Source organism: Bradyrhizobium sp. OK095, from assembly GCF_900109945.1.
Classification (GTDB): Bacteria; Pseudomonadota; Alphaproteobacteria; order Rhizobiales; family Xanthobacteraceae; genus Bradyrhizobium.
Map to the genome: position 1 here is coordinate 250,630 of NZ_FOBX01000004.1, position 14,359 is coordinate 264,988.

Annotated in this window: 15 protein-coding genes; 9 read left to right on the forward strand and 6 right to left on the reverse strand. The window is 63.7% G+C overall.

Going from position 1 to position 14,359, the window contains the following annotated elements; all coding sequences use genetic code 11:
• Nucleotides 1-14: 14 nt before the first annotated feature.
• Complete coding sequence (locus tag BMW89_RS13200; protein WP_092026910.1) at nucleotides 15-2,228, forward strand: FAD-dependent oxidoreductase; 2,214 nt, start codon at nucleotides 15-17, stop codon at nucleotides 2,226-2,228.
• A 269-nt stretch (nucleotides 2,229-2,497) separates the two neighbouring features.
• On the opposite strand, the gene BMW89_RS37875 is transcribed toward BMW89_RS13200, so the two are convergent.
• The 3 genes from BMW89_RS37875 to gstA form a co-directional block, all read right to left on the reverse strand.
• Entirely contained in the window at nucleotides 2,498-2,719 is a 222-nt protein-coding gene (locus tag BMW89_RS37875) for a hypothetical protein (protein ID WP_177196025.1), read from the reverse strand.
• A gap of 7 nt (nucleotides 2,720-2,726) precedes the next feature.
• Nucleotides 2,727-3,035, reverse strand: coding sequence for a hypothetical protein (locus tag BMW89_RS13210; RefSeq protein ID WP_092027316.1), 309 nt, complete (start codon nucleotides 3,033-3,035; stop codon nucleotides 2,727-2,729).
• Nucleotides 3,036-3,261: 226 nt separating this feature from the next.
• On the reverse strand, nucleotides 3,262-3,876 hold the full coding sequence (gene gstA, locus BMW89_RS13215; protein WP_092026912.1) for a glutathione transferase GstA: 615 nt from the start codon (nucleotides 3,874-3,876) through the stop codon (nucleotides 3,262-3,264).
• 125 nt (nucleotides 3,877-4,001) lie between these two features.
• Between gstA and BMW89_RS13220 the strand changes: the two genes are divergently transcribed.
• The 3 genes from BMW89_RS13220 (at nucleotide 4,002) to BMW89_RS13230 (ending at nucleotide 6,665) form a co-directional block, all read left to right on the forward strand.
• On the forward strand, nucleotides 4,002-4,499 hold the full coding sequence (locus BMW89_RS13220) for a MarR family winged helix-turn-helix transcriptional regulator (RefSeq protein ID WP_092026913.1): 498 nt from the start codon (nucleotides 4,002-4,004) through the stop codon (nucleotides 4,497-4,499).
• Between the two features lie 102 nt (nucleotides 4,500-4,601).
• On the forward strand, nucleotides 4,602-5,972 hold the full coding sequence (locus BMW89_RS13225) for a glutamate--cysteine ligase (protein ID WP_092026914.1): 1,371 nt from the start codon (nucleotides 4,602-4,604) through the stop codon (nucleotides 5,970-5,972).
• Between the two features lie 114 nt (nucleotides 5,973-6,086).
• Nucleotides 6,087-6,665, forward strand: coding sequence for a PAN domain-containing protein (locus BMW89_RS13230; RefSeq protein WP_092026916.1), 579 nt, complete (start codon nucleotides 6,087-6,089; stop codon nucleotides 6,663-6,665).
• Between the two features lie 183 nt (nucleotides 6,666-6,848).
• Here BMW89_RS13230 and lepB read toward each other — a convergent pair whose 3' ends face one another.
• Entirely contained in the window at nucleotides 6,849-7,625 is a 777-nt protein-coding gene (lepB, locus tag BMW89_RS13235; RefSeq protein ID WP_092026918.1) for a signal peptidase I, read from the reverse strand.
• On the reverse strand, nucleotides 7,622-9,049 hold the full coding sequence (gene tldD, locus BMW89_RS13240) for a metalloprotease TldD (RefSeq protein ID WP_092026920.1): 1,428 nt from the start codon (nucleotides 9,047-9,049) through the stop codon (nucleotides 7,622-7,624). Before tldD ends, lepB begins: the two co-directional genes overlap by 4 nt.
• An 89-nt stretch (nucleotides 9,050-9,138) precedes the next feature.
• Here tldD and BMW89_RS13245 point away from each other — a divergent pair, with 89 nt between their 5' ends.
• A complete protein-coding gene (locus BMW89_RS13245) occupies nucleotides 9,139-9,627 on the forward strand; it encodes a GNAT family N-acetyltransferase (RefSeq protein ID WP_092026922.1) in 489 nt (162 codons plus the stop codon).
• 6 nt (nucleotides 9,628-9,633) lie between these two features.
• Here BMW89_RS13245 and BMW89_RS13250 read toward each other — a convergent pair whose 3' ends face one another.
• Nucleotides 9,634-10,179, reverse strand: coding sequence for an invasion associated locus B family protein (locus BMW89_RS13250; RefSeq protein WP_177196026.1), 546 nt, complete (start codon nucleotides 10,177-10,179; stop codon nucleotides 9,634-9,636).
• Between the two features lie 446 nt (nucleotides 10,180-10,625).
• On the opposite strand from BMW89_RS13250, the gene coxB reads away from it, so the two are divergent.
• The 4 genes from coxB to BMW89_RS13270 all read left to right on the forward strand — a co-directional run bounded on the left by coxB (nucleotide 10,626) and on the right by BMW89_RS13270 (nucleotide 14,359).
• On the forward strand, nucleotides 10,626-11,468 hold the full coding sequence (gene coxB / locus BMW89_RS13255; RefSeq protein WP_092026926.1) for a cytochrome c oxidase subunit II: 843 nt from the start codon (nucleotides 10,626-10,628) through the stop codon (nucleotides 11,466-11,468).
• 88 nt (nucleotides 11,469-11,556) lie between these two features.
• Nucleotides 11,557-13,182 (forward strand): cytochrome c oxidase subunit I, encoded by a 1,626-nt coding sequence (gene ctaD / locus BMW89_RS13260; protein ID WP_092026928.1) that lies wholly within the window; start codon nucleotides 11,557-11,559, stop codon nucleotides 13,180-13,182.
• 59 nt (nucleotides 13,183-13,241) lie between these two features.
• The gene (locus tag BMW89_RS13265; protein WP_092026930.1) at nucleotides 13,242-14,186 is read left to right on the forward strand and encodes a heme o synthase; all 945 of its coding nucleotides are present in this window, start codon (nucleotides 13,242-13,244) and stop codon (nucleotides 14,184-14,186) included.
• A complete protein-coding gene (locus BMW89_RS13270; protein ID WP_092026932.1) occupies nucleotides 14,183-14,359 on the forward strand; it encodes a cytochrome c oxidase system small membrane protein in 177 nt (58 codons plus the stop codon). Before BMW89_RS13265 ends, BMW89_RS13270 begins: the two co-directional genes overlap by 4 nt.

The following is a 14,359-nucleotide window of genomic DNA, read 5'->3' on the forward strand; positions in this document are numbered from 1 at the left end:
GGGGAGCAACCAACATGGCTTACAAGAACTTCAAGGTTGAGACCGATTCCGACGGCATCGCGCTCGTCACCTGGGACATCCCGGGTCGTTCGATGAACGTGCTCGACGAGACCTCGACCAGCGAGCTCGACGCGATCGTCAAGGACACCACGGCCGACGCCGCGGTGAAGGGCGTCGTCATCACCTCCGCCAAGGAAGCTTTCTGCGCTGGTGCTGACCTCTCGATGCTCGAAGGCATGAACCAGGCTTACGCCAAGGTGCTGAAGGAGCAGGACGAGACCGCGGCAAACCAGATGTTGTTCGACCAGGCCCGCCGCTTCTCGCAGGTGCTGCGCTCGATCGAGACCTCGGGCAAGCCGTGGGCGGCTGCGATCAACGGCCTCGCGCTCGGCGGCGGTTTCGAGATCACGCTGTGCTGTCATTATCGCGTGGCGGCTGAAAATCCCAAGACGCGTCTCGGCCTGCCCGAGGTCAAGGTCGGCCTGTTCCCCGGCGCCGGTGGTACGCAGCGCGTGCCGCGCCTGGTGCCGCCGCAGGACGCCATGACGATCCTGCTCAAGGGCGATCCTGTCACGGTCGAGAAGGCCAAGGCGCTGAATCTGATTCACGCTATCGTTCCGGCTGCTGATCTCATCAAGGCGGCAAAGGACTGGATCAAGGGCGGCGGCAAGGCCGTCGCGCCCTGGGACGAGAAGGGCTTCAAGCTGCCGGGCGGTCCGGTGTTCTCCAAGGCCGGCATGATGATGTTCCCGGCCGGCAACGCGATCTATCGCCGCGAGACCTACGACAACTACCCGGCCGCCCGCGCGATCATGAGCTGCGTCTATGAAGGCCTCCAGTTGCCGATCGACGCCGCGCTGCGCGTCGAGTCGCGCTACTTCACGTCCGTGCTGCGCTCGAAGGAAGCGGCGGCGATGATCCGCAGCCTGTTCCTGTCGATGCAGGAGCTCAACAAGGGCGCGCGCCGTCCGAAGGACGTGCCCGCGACCAAGGTGAAGAAGATCGCCGTGATCGGCGCCGGCTTCATGGGCGCCAGCGTTGGCTACGTCTCGGCCCGTGCCGGCCTCGATGTGATCCTGATCGACCGCGACCAGGAAAGTGCCGACAAGGGCAAGGCGCATGCGCAGAAGATGATCGAGGAGCAGATCAAGAAGGGGCGCGCCAAGCCGGCTGATGCCGAGGCCCTGCTCGCGAGGATCACGCCGACCGCGGACTATGCCGCACTGAAGGACGTCGATCTCGTCATCGAGGCCGTATTCGAGGACCGCAAGGTCAAGGCCGATACCTTCGCCAAGGCGCAGGAGCATATGAAGCCGGACGTGATCTTTGCGTCGAATACCTCGACGCTGCCGATCACCTCGCTCGCCGAGGGCTTTAGGGATCAGGGCAAGTTCGTCGGCATCCACTTCTTCTCGCCGGTCGAGAAGATGATGCTGGTCGAAATCATCAAGGGCAAGAACACCGGCGATGTCGCGCTCGCGACCGCGCTCGACTACGTCCGGCAGATCGGCAAGACGCCGATCGTGGTCAATGACAGCCGCGGCTTCTTCGCCAATCGCTGCGTCGGCCGCTATGTCGCCGAAGGCAACGAGATGTTCCTCGAAGGCGTGCCGCCGGCGATGATCGAGAACTGCGCCAAGATGGCCGGCATGCCGGTCGGCCCGCTCTCGCTGTCCGATGAAGTCGCACTCGACCTCGGCCTCAAGATCATGAAGGCGACGGAAGCCGATCTCGGCCCCAACGCCATCAATCCCGATCAGAAGAAGCTGATGGTGGAGATGGTCGAGAAGCAGGGCCGCCTCGGCCGCAAGAACAGCAAGGGTTTTTACGACTACCCCGAGAAGGGCAAGGGCTCGAAGAGCCTGTGGCCGGGTCTCTCCGCGCTGCAGCCGAAGCAGCTCGATCCTGACACGCTCGACATCGAAGAGCTGAAGCAGCGCTTCCTGGTGGTGCAGGCGGTGGAAGCCGCGCGCACGGTGGAGGATCACGTCATCACCGATCCGCGCGAGGCCGATGTCGGCTCGATCCTCGGCTTCGGCTTCGCGCCGTTCACCGGCGGCACGCTGTCCTACATCGACTTCATGGGCACCAAGACCTTCGTCGAGCTCTGCCACAAGCTCGAGGCGAAATACGGCTCGCGCTTCACGCCGCCGAAACTGCTCGAGGAGATGGCGGCGAAGGGCGAAACCTTCTACGGCCGCTTCGCACCGAAGAAGGCGGCTGCCTGAGGCGCGCTGTAGCCCGGATGGAGCGCAGCGAAATCCGGGCTACGCATCAAGGTTGTGAAACAGCTGAGGCCGGATCACCGATCCGGCCTTTTTCTCTTGCGCAACCGAATCACGGTTGCGTCAGATATGTTCCCGCTTGTGGAACCGGTCACAGAATCCGCGTAGGAACCGTGCCAGAGTCCCCGCTGCCGCGGTGTCGCGCAATTGTCATAGGCGCGTCAAAGCGGCGCCGTTCTTTCGCTTGGCCCTGGCACTAGTTTTGCTCCGGGTCAGGGGCACGAATCCGGTTGGGACGCTTGCCGATCCATCGGCAAGTCGAAGACGAAATAAGAAAATAAGAAAGTGTCCTTGATGAACTCTTTGGTGCTGCGGAAGATCGCGCGCGATCGCGATCTTCCCGGAAAATACGCTGTTGCGTCCGCGCCGGCGCGCCCCATGCCGGCGCAGAAGCCCGCGCGCTTGCGGCGCAAGGGGCCGGTGTTTTGGGCCATGCTGGCGTTACTCGTGCTGGCGGCCGATTTTGCGCTCGCCCTGCTCGCCTGGCTGGCCGTTGATCTCGTCATGAATTGAGATGTGCCGCGCATCCAGCAGAAAGGTCGCAGCCAGATAGGCGAGCTGGCAGATGGCCAGGCAGGCGGCAATGACGCTCACGCCTGCGAGCATCCCGAACTCGTAGGATCTGAGCACGACTGCGGAAAGGATTGCGATGACCGGCGCGATCACAACCAGCGCCCAGATCCTGAAAAAATAACCTGTCGCTATTCCCACCAATGCGCTTGCAACGATCAGGACGATGGCAATCGTCAAGTTCAACCCCGATGCGAGTCCAAATATTCTTTAATCAATCCCGGCAAGCTCGCCCGCTTTGCGGGTACTGACAAGACAGCACTACTTACTTTTGGCGAACAGTAGTCCATAAGTCTAATCAAGGTGCGATGATCCGGCGACGACGGGCCGCCGCCGCATTGTCCTCCGGCAGCAAAAAGGGCCGGATCGTCGACCCGGCCCTTCGTTGATTGATCGCTGTCGCGTCTCAGGCGGCCTGGATCAGCCCTTCCTTCTTCAATGCCTCCTGCACCTGCGGCCGCGCGGCGACGCGGGCCTTGTAGGCGGTCAGGTTCGGCATCGCCGAGAGGTCGAACTTCATCCGGTCGCCCCAGGTCAGCATCGTGAACAGGTAGCCGTCGGCCACCGTGAACTGCTTGCCCATCAGGTAATCGCGGCCGCCGAGCTGGCTGTCGATGTATTTCAGCTTGCCCATGACACGGTCCTTGAAGAAGGCCTTGGCCTCGTCGTTCAGCGCCGGCGCGAACATCGGACCGAAGCTCTTGTGCACCTCCGAGGTGAGGAAGTTCAGCCATTCGAGCAGCTTGTAGCGCTCGGAGCTGCCATGGGCCGGCGCCAGCGCCTTGGCGGAGGCCTGGTCAGCGATCATCTGGACAATGACCGGGCCTTCGGTCACGATCTCACCACTGTCGAGGCCCAGCGCGGGGACCTGACCCTTCGGATTTACCTTCAGATAATCCTCACCATTTTCGAGCTTCTTGGCCCGGAGATCGACCTTGACCAGCTCATAGGGCAGGCCGGCTTCCAGGAGCGCGATGTGGGGGGAAAGCGAGCAGGCGCCGGGCGCGTAATAGAGTTTCATGGAATTTCCTCCTCTTTTGTCTTGGCTCAGGCGAAACTACGCCTACATGCACCTGCATGAAATAGCAAGATTGATGCAGATGCATCGAATGGGGTAAGAAGCGGGCGACGAGTTTGAGCGGGACCATGAAACGAAAGCCATCGACCGAGGCAACTTCCGCCTGGATCCGCCTGATGCGGGTGCAGAGCCGTGTGCTCGATTGCGTCGAGCAGGACCTGAAGAAGGCGGGCTTCCCGCCACTGGCCTGGTACGACGCGCTGCTCGAATTGTCGCGCGCGCCGAGCGGAGAGCTGCGGCCGGTGGAACTCGAACGGCAGATGCTGATCCCGCAATATTCCACCTCGCGCCTGATCGACCGCCTGGTCGACGAGGGCCTCGCCTGCCGGCGCGAATGCAAGATCGACAAGCGCGGCCAGTTCGTGGAGATCACGGAGGCCGGCCGCGAATTGCAGAAGCGGATGTGGGGCGCCTATTCGGCCGCGATCGAGAAATATGTCGGCTCGAAACTGTCCGATGCGGATGCCGTCAAGCTCAGCGGTCTGCTCGACCGCCTCGGCTGCTCGTGCGGCGAGATGAAGCTGCCGCCCATCGTCCACGCCAACGAAACCACGCCGTCGCGATGATCGCGCGGCATACCAGCTCGTCCGTGCGCCCGGTGGGTTCGCGGACCATCCCACCTCACCCGCGCGCCTTCGGTCGAAGCGCCCTTTTGATTAGAGTTTGATATGGCGCGAGACCAGATCGATATGACGCCGCTGCAATCGCGCGACGAGCTCGTCGCGTGGTTCGAGGCCGGCTGCAAGCCGCCGTCCGAGTGGCGGATGGGCACCGAGCACGAGAAGACCCCGTTCACGCTCGATGGCCACCGTCCGGTGCCTTACGAAGGCCCGCGCGGCATCGGCGCGTTGCTCGAAGGCATGAAGCTCCTGCTCGGCTGGGAGCCGATCATGGAGAAGGGCAACATCATCGGCCTCTACGACGTCACCGGCGGCGGCGCGATCTCGCTGGAGCCCGGCGGACAGTTCGAGCTCTCCGGCGCGCCGGTCGAGAACGTGCACCAGACCCAGAGCGAGTTGATGGCGCACTTGGCGCAGGTGCGCGAGATCGCGACCCCGCTCGGCATCGGCTTCCTCGGCCTCGGCATGACGCCGTCCTGGTCGCGCGCCGACATTCCGGTGATGCCCAAGGGCCGCTACAAGATCATGACCAATTACATGCCGAAGGTCGGCCAGTACGGTCTCGATATGATGTACCGGACCTGCACGGTGCAGACCAATCTCGACTTCTCCTCGGAAGCCGACATGGTCAAGAAGCTGCGCGTCTCGCTCGCGCTCCAGCCGGTGGCGACCGCCTTGTTCGCCAATTCGCCTTTCACCGAAGGCAAGTCGAACGGCTTTCTGTCGTTCCGCTCCGAGATCTGGCGCGACACCGACAATGCGCGCGCCGGCATGATGCCGTGGGCGTTCGAGGATGGCATGGGCTTTGAGCGCTATGTCGACTACGCGCTGGACGTGCCCATGTATTTCGTCAAGCGCGACGAGGATTACATCGACGTGTCGGGCTCCTCGTTCCGCGCCTTCTTCGACGGCCGCAACAACAATCTGCCCGGCGAGCGTCCGACGCTGTCGGACTGGGCCAACCATCTTTCGACGATCTTCCCGGAGGTGCGGCTCAAGCGCTATCTCGAAATGCGCGGCTCCGACGGCGGCCCGTGGGGCCGTTTGCCCGCGCTGTCGGCGTTCTGGGCCGGGCTGCTCTATGACGACGTGTCGCTCGATGCGGCCTGGGATATCGTAAAGCACTGGACCACACCCGAGCGCCAGGCGCTGCGCGACGACGTGCCGCGCTTCGGCTTCAAGTCGCGGATCAAGGACCGCTATCTGTTCGAGATCGCCAAAGAATGCCTCGTTCTGGCACATGCGGGCCTGCGCCGGCGCGGCCGGATCGACCAGCTCGGTCGCGACGAGACCCGACACCTGGAGCCGCTCGACCGCATCATCGATTCCGGCCGGACTCCGGCCGAGGAAATGCTCGAGAAGTTCAACGGCCCCTGGAACGGCTCCGTGGAACCGGCCTACGCGGAATACGCGTTCTAGGCCGCGAGACCGACGAGCAGGACTATAGGCCGTTCATCGCCCATACAGGTTTGCGGCGATCAAATGACCGGCTGAAAAAACCTGAGCGTCGTCAATAACTCGAAAGCTGTTCCGATGGGGAAGGGCCGCCTGTCCGGGGCCGTCATGGCAAAGGTCATGGCAAGCGTCGTGGCTTTTGCCACGCTGCTTTCGCTCGTGCTTGCGAGCTGGCCTGCGCGCGCCCAGACGGCGTTCGACCGGCCCGGCGGTGACTATTTCAGTCAGCCGATCACATCAGGCGATCCCGAGGATTGCGCGCTGCTCTGCGAGCGCGACCGCAAGTGCCGCTCGTGGAGCTTCAGCTATCCCGACATCGACGGTGCCGCTGCGGTGTGCTGGCTCAAGAACACGGTGCCGGCGCGCGTGCCGGGCAGCTGCTGCATTTCCGGTGTGCGCGGCGCCGGCGTGATCGAGCCGCGCGTCGAAGGTGTCGAGACCTCCATCGACCGCCCCGGTGGCGATTTGCGCAACTTCGACCTCAAGGAAGGCGAGGGCGAGGATGTCTGCAAGGCCGCCTGCACCGCCGACAACAAGTGCCGCGCCTTCACCTATGCCCGCCCCGGTTACACCGGCCGCGAAGCGCGCTGCTTCCTGAAAAAGGACATCAAGCCGCCGCGCAGGAAGGCGGGGTTCACGTCGGGCGTGGTGCGATAGGCCTTGGTCTCGTGCCCCGGACGCAACGCAGCGCCCTTCAGCGCTGCGTTGCAGAGCCGGGGCCCATGTCACCGGGCTTTCCGTTGCATCCTGGGTCCCGGCTCGGCGACGCATCGCTTCGCAATGCGTCTTGTCCGGGACACGTGAGAACTACAAGTCCGCCGAATGTTCCGCGCTTGGGGCTCAATGCACGGCGGTGAAGAACCGCGCCATGCGGAAGCCGGAGAGCCAGGTCCAGACCGGCTGGCCGCGCATGCCGAGATCCCAGGAGCCGAGCACGGCATCCGCGCGACCGACCAGATTGTCGATCGGCAACAGGCCGACGCCGCCGGAGCGCAACGGCACGCGGCTGTCGGCGGAATTGTCCCTGTTATCACCGAGCACGAAGAGATGGCCGGGTGGCACTTTCACTTCCTGCGTGTTGTCGAGCGGGCCGTTGTCGCGCATCTTGAAGATCAGGTGCGACACACCGTTCGGCAGCGTCTCGACATAGCGGTAGGCGGGCTCGCTGCCACCATTGTCGTCCTCGGCTGCGCCAAGGCCATCCGGCTTCAGCTCGGCGGGACGGTCGTTGACGAAGAGCTGGCCCTGACGCATCTGGATGCGGTCGCCGGGAAGTCCCACGACGCGCTTGACCCAGGCCTGCGAGCGGTCGCCCGGCCAGCGGAACACCACGACATCACCCTGCTTCGGCGTTTCGGCGAAGACGCGACCGGTCTCGGGCAGGTTGATCTGGATCGGCAGCGACGAGGTGCCATAGCCATAGGGGAATTTCGAGGCGAGCAGCGCATCGCCGATGAGCAGCGTCGGCTCCATCGAGCCCGACGGCACGTAGAACGGCTCGGCGAGCGCGCCCTTGGCGATGAACACGGCGGCGACGATGCCAGCAAGCTGCATCAGCTGGCCAGCCCAGCCGCTGCTCTTCCGCTTGGGAGCGACAGTTACCTTCTCAACGCTCATGCGCCCGTTCCACCCACCGTAATGCGTTCCATCAGAAGTGACGGCTGGCCGACGCCGACCGGCACGCCCTGGCCGTTCTTGCCGCAAGTGCCGATGCCGGTGTCGAGCGCGAGGTCGTTGCCGATCATGCGGATGCGATGCAGATCGGTCGGCCCGTTGCCGATCAGCATGGCGCCCTTCAGCGGCGCGCCGATCTTGCCGTTCTCGATTTTGTAGGCCTCGGTGCACTGGAACACGTATTTGCCCGAGGTGATGTCGACCTGACCGCCGCCGAAATTCGCGGCGAAGACGCCGTTCTTCACCGAGGCGATCATCTCGGCCTGCTCGCGGTCGCCCGCGAGCATGTAGGTGTTGGTCATGCGCGGCATCGGCACATGGGCGTAGCCCTGGCGGCGGCCGTTGCCGGTCGGCTTCATGTTCATCAGCCGCGCGTTCTGGCGGTCCTGCATGTAGCCGACGAGGACGCCGTCCTCGATCAGCACGGTGCGGTTGGTCGGCGTGCCCTCGTCGTCGATCGACAGCGAGCCGCGGCGCGAGGCAATGGTGCCGTCGTCGACCACGGTAACGCCCTTGGCCGCGACTTGCTGGCCCATCAGGCCGGCAAACGCAGACGTCTTCTTGCGGTTGAAGTCGCCTTCGAGGCCATGGCCGACCGCTTCATGCAGCATCACGCCGGGCCAGCCGGCACCGAGCACGACGTCCATCTCTCCAGCGGGGGCGGGGATCGATTCCAGATTGACCAGGGCCTCGCGCAGTGCGCCGTCGGCGGCGTCGCGCCAGTTCTTGCTCTCGATGAATTCGGCATAGCCGGCGCGGCCGCCATAACCCTTGCTGCCGCTCTCCTGACGATCGCCCTGGCCGGCGACGACGGAGACGTTGACGCGCACCAGCGGGCGGATGTCGCGATAGCTCTCGCCATCGGGCCGCAGGATCTCGACCACCTGCCAGGTCGCACCCAGGCTGACGCTGACCTGCCGCACCCGCGGATCCTTATCGCGCAGGTAAGCGTCGATCTCGGCGAGCAGTTTGACTTTCGTCTCGAAGCCGGGCGCATCGAGCGGATTGTCGTCACTATAAAGCCGCACGTTTGTATGCGCTGGCGGGGCCGCAAAGTTGCCTGAGTAGCCGCCTCGCACCGCCGCGACCGCGTCAGCGGCGCGAATCAGCGCCGGCAGCGACACGTCGGAGGAGTGGGCGTAGCCGACCGCGTCGTCCTTGACGGCGCGCAGGCCAAAACCCTGCGAGGTGTCATAGGTCGCCTGCTTCAGCCGCCCATTGTCGAACATCAGCGCTTCGGTCTGGCTGTATTCCAGGAACAATTCGCCGTCGTCGGCGCCGGCAAGCCCGCGCGCGAGCTCGAGGCGAACCTGGTCGCGGTCGAGATTGGCGCGGTCGAGCAGGGAGGTTGTGGCAGGGTTGGTCATCGATCACCCATTGTCGGAGAGATGTCAGGCAAGATAATGGCTTCCCGGCCGTTCGGCGAGAGGGTGGACCGTCACATTACGGAAACGACATGATTGAAATCATTGCAATATCTGAAGCGCATATCGAAAGCTATCATCTGGCGCTGGATACGGTCGCGCGGGAACGGCGCTATCTCGCCTTTCTGGAAGCACCGCCGCTGGAGGCGACGCGCAGCTTTGTCCTCAACATGATTGCGCAGCGAAATCCGCAATTCGTCGCCCTCTCCGGCGCTGTCATCGTCGGCTGGTGTGATGTCCAGCGGTTCTCGCGCCCGATGCATGCCCATGCCGGCAGCCTCGGTATGGGCCTTTTGCCGCCGTTCCGCGGTCAAGGCCTCGGAACGCGTTTGATCACGACGACCCTCGCCGCCGCGCAGGCTGCCGGCTTGTCGCGGGTCGAACTGTCCGTTCGCGAAAACAATTTGAGCGCGATCGCGCTCTACGAAAGGGTCGGCTTTACTGTCGAGGGATTGTCGCGCAATGCCGTCAAGGTCGACGGCACGTATGAGAACGTGATGCAGATGGCGCTGCTGTTCTAACTAGCCCTACGGCAGCTTGTCATACCCCTCACCCAGCCCATTCAAGCTGAGCGGGAAGCCAATTCCCTCTTCCGGCGTCTCGAAGATGATGAATGTCGCGGTCTTGGCGCTGCGGAGTTGGCCGAGCAGCTTGTCTTCCAGCACGACCTCGGCGACGCAGCCATTGGGCAGGCAGCGGACGAACCCTGCCTTGCCGACGTCCTGGTTGTCGAGCTTGAGACCGAGGCCGGAGGGCAGCAGGACGCCGAGCGGGGCGACCACACGCATCAGGCGGCTCTTCTGGTCGGCAGTCTTCAGAAGGATCACGGTGAGCCCGGCATTGGAGCGGTCTTCGGCCACCACGCTCTGGATCAGTGCGCATTGCTCGGTCTGGGCGCCCGGCGGGGTGTCGCAGCGAATCTGCCAGTCGCCATGGACGGAGCGCACCGCGCCCTGCGCATGGGCGAGGCCCGGCAGCGCCATAAGGGTGACCGCAGCCAGCAGAGCGGCCAGAACGGTGAGGCCGCTAGCCTGCTTTTTGGCCCGCCTTGCCATGCCTCTCGAAAACCCCATCGGGTCGGTCCCTTTGCTCGCCTGGGTCGCTCGCGCCTGGCGGACTGATACGGGAATGACGGCGTCTTGAAGGCGATTCGCAAGCAAATTCCGCGCCGCCCACACCGCCATCGCCCGCACGAATCAGGTTCCTGCGCGGCTGTCTGCCAGTGCCTACCGCGCGCAATTCCGCTGTCAAGCCACGGCATCCCGGGAAACGGTATTTTTGTCTGATCTTACTAGGAAATATCTTGCGGGTGATGGCTGGCAGGCGTGCTTCAAGACTGCATTGCGATAGATCAAGAATTATGGTTTGAGAGGCTTGATTTCGGCGTTCTCACGATCCGGCCCCAACTCCTCTTAGAGGTATTCTTGCGTGGCGGTTTGTCAGACGGACGGATCGAATAAGCGTTTCCCGCAAATAGGGGAGTGCACTTGGGGTGATTTCGTTAGGGGAGCGCGACGGCATGAGGATGTCGATGGGCCGGGTCGGCCGACACTTGCTGGGATTGGCCGTGGCGGGTCTGACGCTGGCGACGGGTGGCGCGGCATACACCGCTGAGCTCGGGCAACCGGCGCCGTGGGAGTGGACGCTTCAGCAATCCGCCTCCCCGGTGATGGACAACATCGTCTGGTTCCACAACTTCCTGTTCGTGCTGATCACCCTGATTACGCTGTTTGTTCTGGCGTTGCTGGTGATCGTGGTCGTGAAGTTCAATGCGAAGGCCAATCCGGTGCCGTCGCGGACCACGCACAACACGCTGATCGAGGTGGCCTGGACGCTGGTTCCGGTGCTGATCCTGGTCGGTATCTCGGTGCCGTCGTTCCGCCTGCTGTTCCTCGAGCTCGACGTGCCGAAGGCGGATATCACCATCAAGGCGACCGGCAAGCAGTGGTACTGGTCCTATGCCTATCCTGATAACGGCAAGTTCGAATTCGACTCGCTGATGGCCCAGGACAAGCAGCCCCGGCTGCTCGGTGTCGACAACGAGATGGTGGTGCCGGTCAACAAGGTGATTCGCGTCCAGGTCACCGGCGCGGACGTCATCCACGCCTTCGCGCTGCCGGCTTTCGGCGTCAAGATCGACGCCATTCCGGGCCGGCTGAACGAGACCTGGTTCAAGGCAACCAAGGTCGGCATGTTCTACGGTCAGTGCTCGGAGCTCTGCGGCAAGGACCACGCCTTCATGCCGATCGCGATTCGCGTCGTGGAGGACCAGGAGTTCGCCTCCTGGGTTGAGACGGCGAAGAAGAAATATGCGAGCGGCGGCACCAGCAGCTACGCCTCCGCGGCCGGCCCGACGCAGTAAGCGCCGGGCGGCGGCTCGAGGGGACTGAAAGCGATATAAAGGGCGGGACCGCATAAGGTCCGCATGGGACGCAAGGCAGGATTTGAAAATGGCAACGAGCGCAGCGGCACACGGCGATCACGCGCAAGACCACGGACATGACGAGCACGCCCATCCGACCGGATGGCGGCGCTACGTCTATTCGACCAACCACAAGGACATCGGCACGATGTACCTGATCTTCGCGGTCATCGCCGGTGTCATCGGTGCCGCGATGTCGATCGCGATCCGTGCCGAGTTGATGTATCCGGGCGTGCAGATATTCCACGAAACGCACACCTATAACGTGTTCGTGACCTCTCATGGTCTGATCATGATCTTCTTCATGGTCATGCCCGCGATGATCGGCGGCTTCGGCAACTGGTTCGTGCCGCTGATGATCGGCGCGCCTGATATGGCGTTCCCGCGCATGAACAACATCTCGTTCTGGCTGCTGCCGGCCTCCTTTGCGCTGCTGCTGATGTCGACCTTCGTCGAGGGCGAGCCGGGTGCCAACGGTGTCGGCGCCGGCTGGACCATGTACGTGCCGCTGTCGAGCTCCGGCCATCCGGGCCCGGCCGTCGACTTCGCGATCCTGTCGCTGCATCTGGCGGGCGCCTCGTCGATCCTCGGCGCCATCAACTTCATCACCACCATCTTCAACATGCGCGCGCCGGGCATGACCCTGCACAAGATGCCGCTGTTCGTGTGGTCGATCCTGGTGACGGTGTTCCTGCTGCTGTTGTCGCTGCCCGTGCTCGCCGGTGCGATCACCATGCTGCTCACCGACCGCAACTTCGGCACGTCCTTCTTCAACCCCGAGGGCGGCGGCGATCCCGTGCTGTTCCAGCATCTGTTCTGGTTCTTCGGCCACCCCGAAGTGTACATCCTGATCCTGCCGGCTTTCGGCATGGTCAGCCAGATCGTCTCGACCTTCTCGCGCAAGCCCGTGTTCGGCTATCTCGGCATGGCCTACGCCATGGTCGCGATCGGCGGCATCGGCTTCGTGGTGTGGGCGCATCACATGTACACGGTCGGCATGTCCTCGGCGACGCAGGCCTATTTCGTCGCTGCGACGATGGTCATCGCGGTTCCGACCGGTGTCAAAATCTTCTCGTGGATCGCCACGATGTGGGGCGGCTCGATCGATTTCCGCGCGCCGATGATCTGGGCGGTGGGCTTCATCTTCCTGTTCACGGTCGGCGGCGTCACCGGCGTCGTGCTGGCGAATGCCGGCGTCGACCGCGTGCTGCAGGAGACCTATTACGTCGTCGCGCACTTCCACTACGTGCTGTCGCTCGGCGCGGTGTTCGGGATCTTTGCCGGCTGGTACTACTGGTTCCCGAAGATGTCGGGCTACATGTACAACGAGACGCTGGCCAAGGCGCACTTCTGGGTCACCTTCATCGGCGTCAATCTGGTGTTCTTCCCGCAGCACTTCCTCGGCCTGTCGGGCATGCCGCGCCGCTACGTCGACTATCCCGACGCGTTCGCGGGCTGGAACCTGGTCTCGTCGGTCGGCTCCTACATCTCCGGCTTCGGCGTGCTGATCTTCCTCTACTGCGTGATCGACGCCTTTGCGAAAAAGGTGCCGGCAGGCGACAATCCGTGGGGTGCAGGTGCGACCACGCTGGAATGGACGCTGCCCTCGCCCCCGCCCTTCCATCAGTTCGAAGTGCTGCCCCGCGTGCAATAATCGATCTCCCGCGGCGCCCGTCACGGGCGCCGCGGCTCTACAACGAAGCGAGTCAAATAGTGTCCGTCCTCGACCACAACGCCATCGACATCAATCCCCGCATCTCCGAAGCGGAGGTGGGCGACTATCTCGCGCTGCTCAAGCCGCGCGTGATGTCGCTGGTGATCTTCACCGCGCTGGTCGGGATGGCGATGGCGCCCGGGCATTTCCACTGGGTGCTGGCGATCACCTCGCTGCTTTGCATCGCGGTCGGCGCCGGCGCCTCCGGGGCGCTCAACATGGCGCTCGAAGGCGACATCGACGCCAAGATGTCGCGCACGATGAACCGGCCGATCCCGCGCGGCCGCATCACCCGCCCCGAGGCGATGGCGTTCGGCATGACGCTCGCCTTCTTCTCGGTGATGACGCTCGGCATCCTCGTCAACTGGATCGCGGGCGCGCTGCTCGCCTTCACCATCTTCTTCTACGTCGTGATCTACACGATCGGCCTGAAGCGCTGGACCGCGCAGAACATCGTGATCGGCGGCGCCGCCGGCGCGCTGCCGCCGGTGGTGGCCTGGGCCGCGGTCACAGGCACGGTCGACGTCGAGCCGCTGCTGCTGTTCGCCATCATCTTCTTCTGGACGCCCCCACATTTCTGGGCGCTGGCGCTGTTTCGTTCCGACGACTACGCGCGCGCCGGCATTCCGATGCTGCCCAACGTCGCCGGTCCCGACGCGACGCGCCTCCAGATCCTGCTCTACACAATCGTGCTGATCGCGGTGGCTGCGGCGCCCTGGGCGCTCGGCTATTTCGACGCTGTCTACGGCGTGGTTTCGCTGATCCTCGGTGCCGGCATGCTGGTGCTCGCGATCAACGTCTACATGCGCCGTGAGCGCAGCCAATCGCTGCGTGCGACGCGAAAACTGTTTGCCTTCTCGATCCTGTATCTGTTCGCGCTGTTCGCGACCCTGCTGGCCGAGGTCGTGGTCCGGGCGCTTGCTCCGATGGTTGGGGGCGCATGATCGCAGAGATGGCCGACAAACCCGAGATTGATGGAATCGTCCTCACCGAGGCGCAAAAGAAGAGCCGTCGTCAGCGCTCCATTGCCATTGCTTTGGCGCTCGGCGTGCTCGTGGTGCTGTTCTTCGCCGTCACCATGGTCAAGGGACCGGCAGTTCTAATCCGGCCGATGTAG

Bases quoted from the DNA above. Each gene is read 5' to 3' on its own strand.
- BMW89_RS13200 (WP_092026910.1), top strand. From the start codon at position 15: ATGGCTTACAAGAACTTCAAGGTTGAGACCGATTCCGACGGCATCGCG.
- BMW89_RS37875 (WP_177196025.1), bottom strand. From the start codon at position 2,719: ATGGCCCAAAACACCGGCCCCTTGCGCCGCAAGCGCGCGGGCTTCTGC.
- gstA (WP_092026912.1), bottom strand. From the start codon at position 3,876: ATGAAACTCTATTACGCGCCCGGCGCCTGCTCGCTTTCCCCCCACATC.
- BMW89_RS13220 (WP_092026913.1), top strand. From the start codon at position 4,002: ATGAAACGAAAGCCATCGACCGAGGCAACTTCCGCCTGGATCCGCCTG.
- BMW89_RS13225 (WP_092026914.1), top strand. From the start codon at position 4,602: ATGGCGCGAGACCAGATCGATATGACGCCGCTGCAATCGCGCGACGAG.
- BMW89_RS13230 (WP_092026916.1), top strand. From the start codon at position 6,087: ATGGGGAAGGGCCGCCTGTCCGGGGCCGTCATGGCAAAGGTCATGGCA.
- lepB (WP_092026918.1), bottom strand. From the start codon at position 7,625: ATGAGCGTTGAGAAGGTAACTGTCGCTCCCAAGCGGAAGAGCAGCGGC.
- tldD (WP_092026920.1), bottom strand. From the start codon at position 9,049: ATGACCAACCCTGCCACAACCTCCCTGCTCGACCGCGCCAATCTCGAC.
- BMW89_RS13245 (WP_092026922.1), top strand. From the start codon at position 9,139: ATGATTGAAATCATTGCAATATCTGAAGCGCATATCGAAAGCTATCAT.
- BMW89_RS13250 (WP_177196026.1), bottom strand. From the start codon at position 10,179: ATGGGGTTTTCGAGAGGCATGGCAAGGCGGGCCAAAAAGCAGGCTAGC.
- coxB (WP_092026926.1), top strand. From the start codon at position 10,626: ATGAGGATGTCGATGGGCCGGGTCGGCCGACACTTGCTGGGATTGGCC.
- ctaD (WP_092026928.1), top strand. From the start codon at position 11,557: ATGGCAACGAGCGCAGCGGCACACGGCGATCACGCGCAAGACCACGGA.
- BMW89_RS13270 (WP_092026932.1), top strand. From the start codon at position 14,183: ATGATCGCAGAGATGGCCGACAAACCCGAGATTGATGGAATCGTCCTC.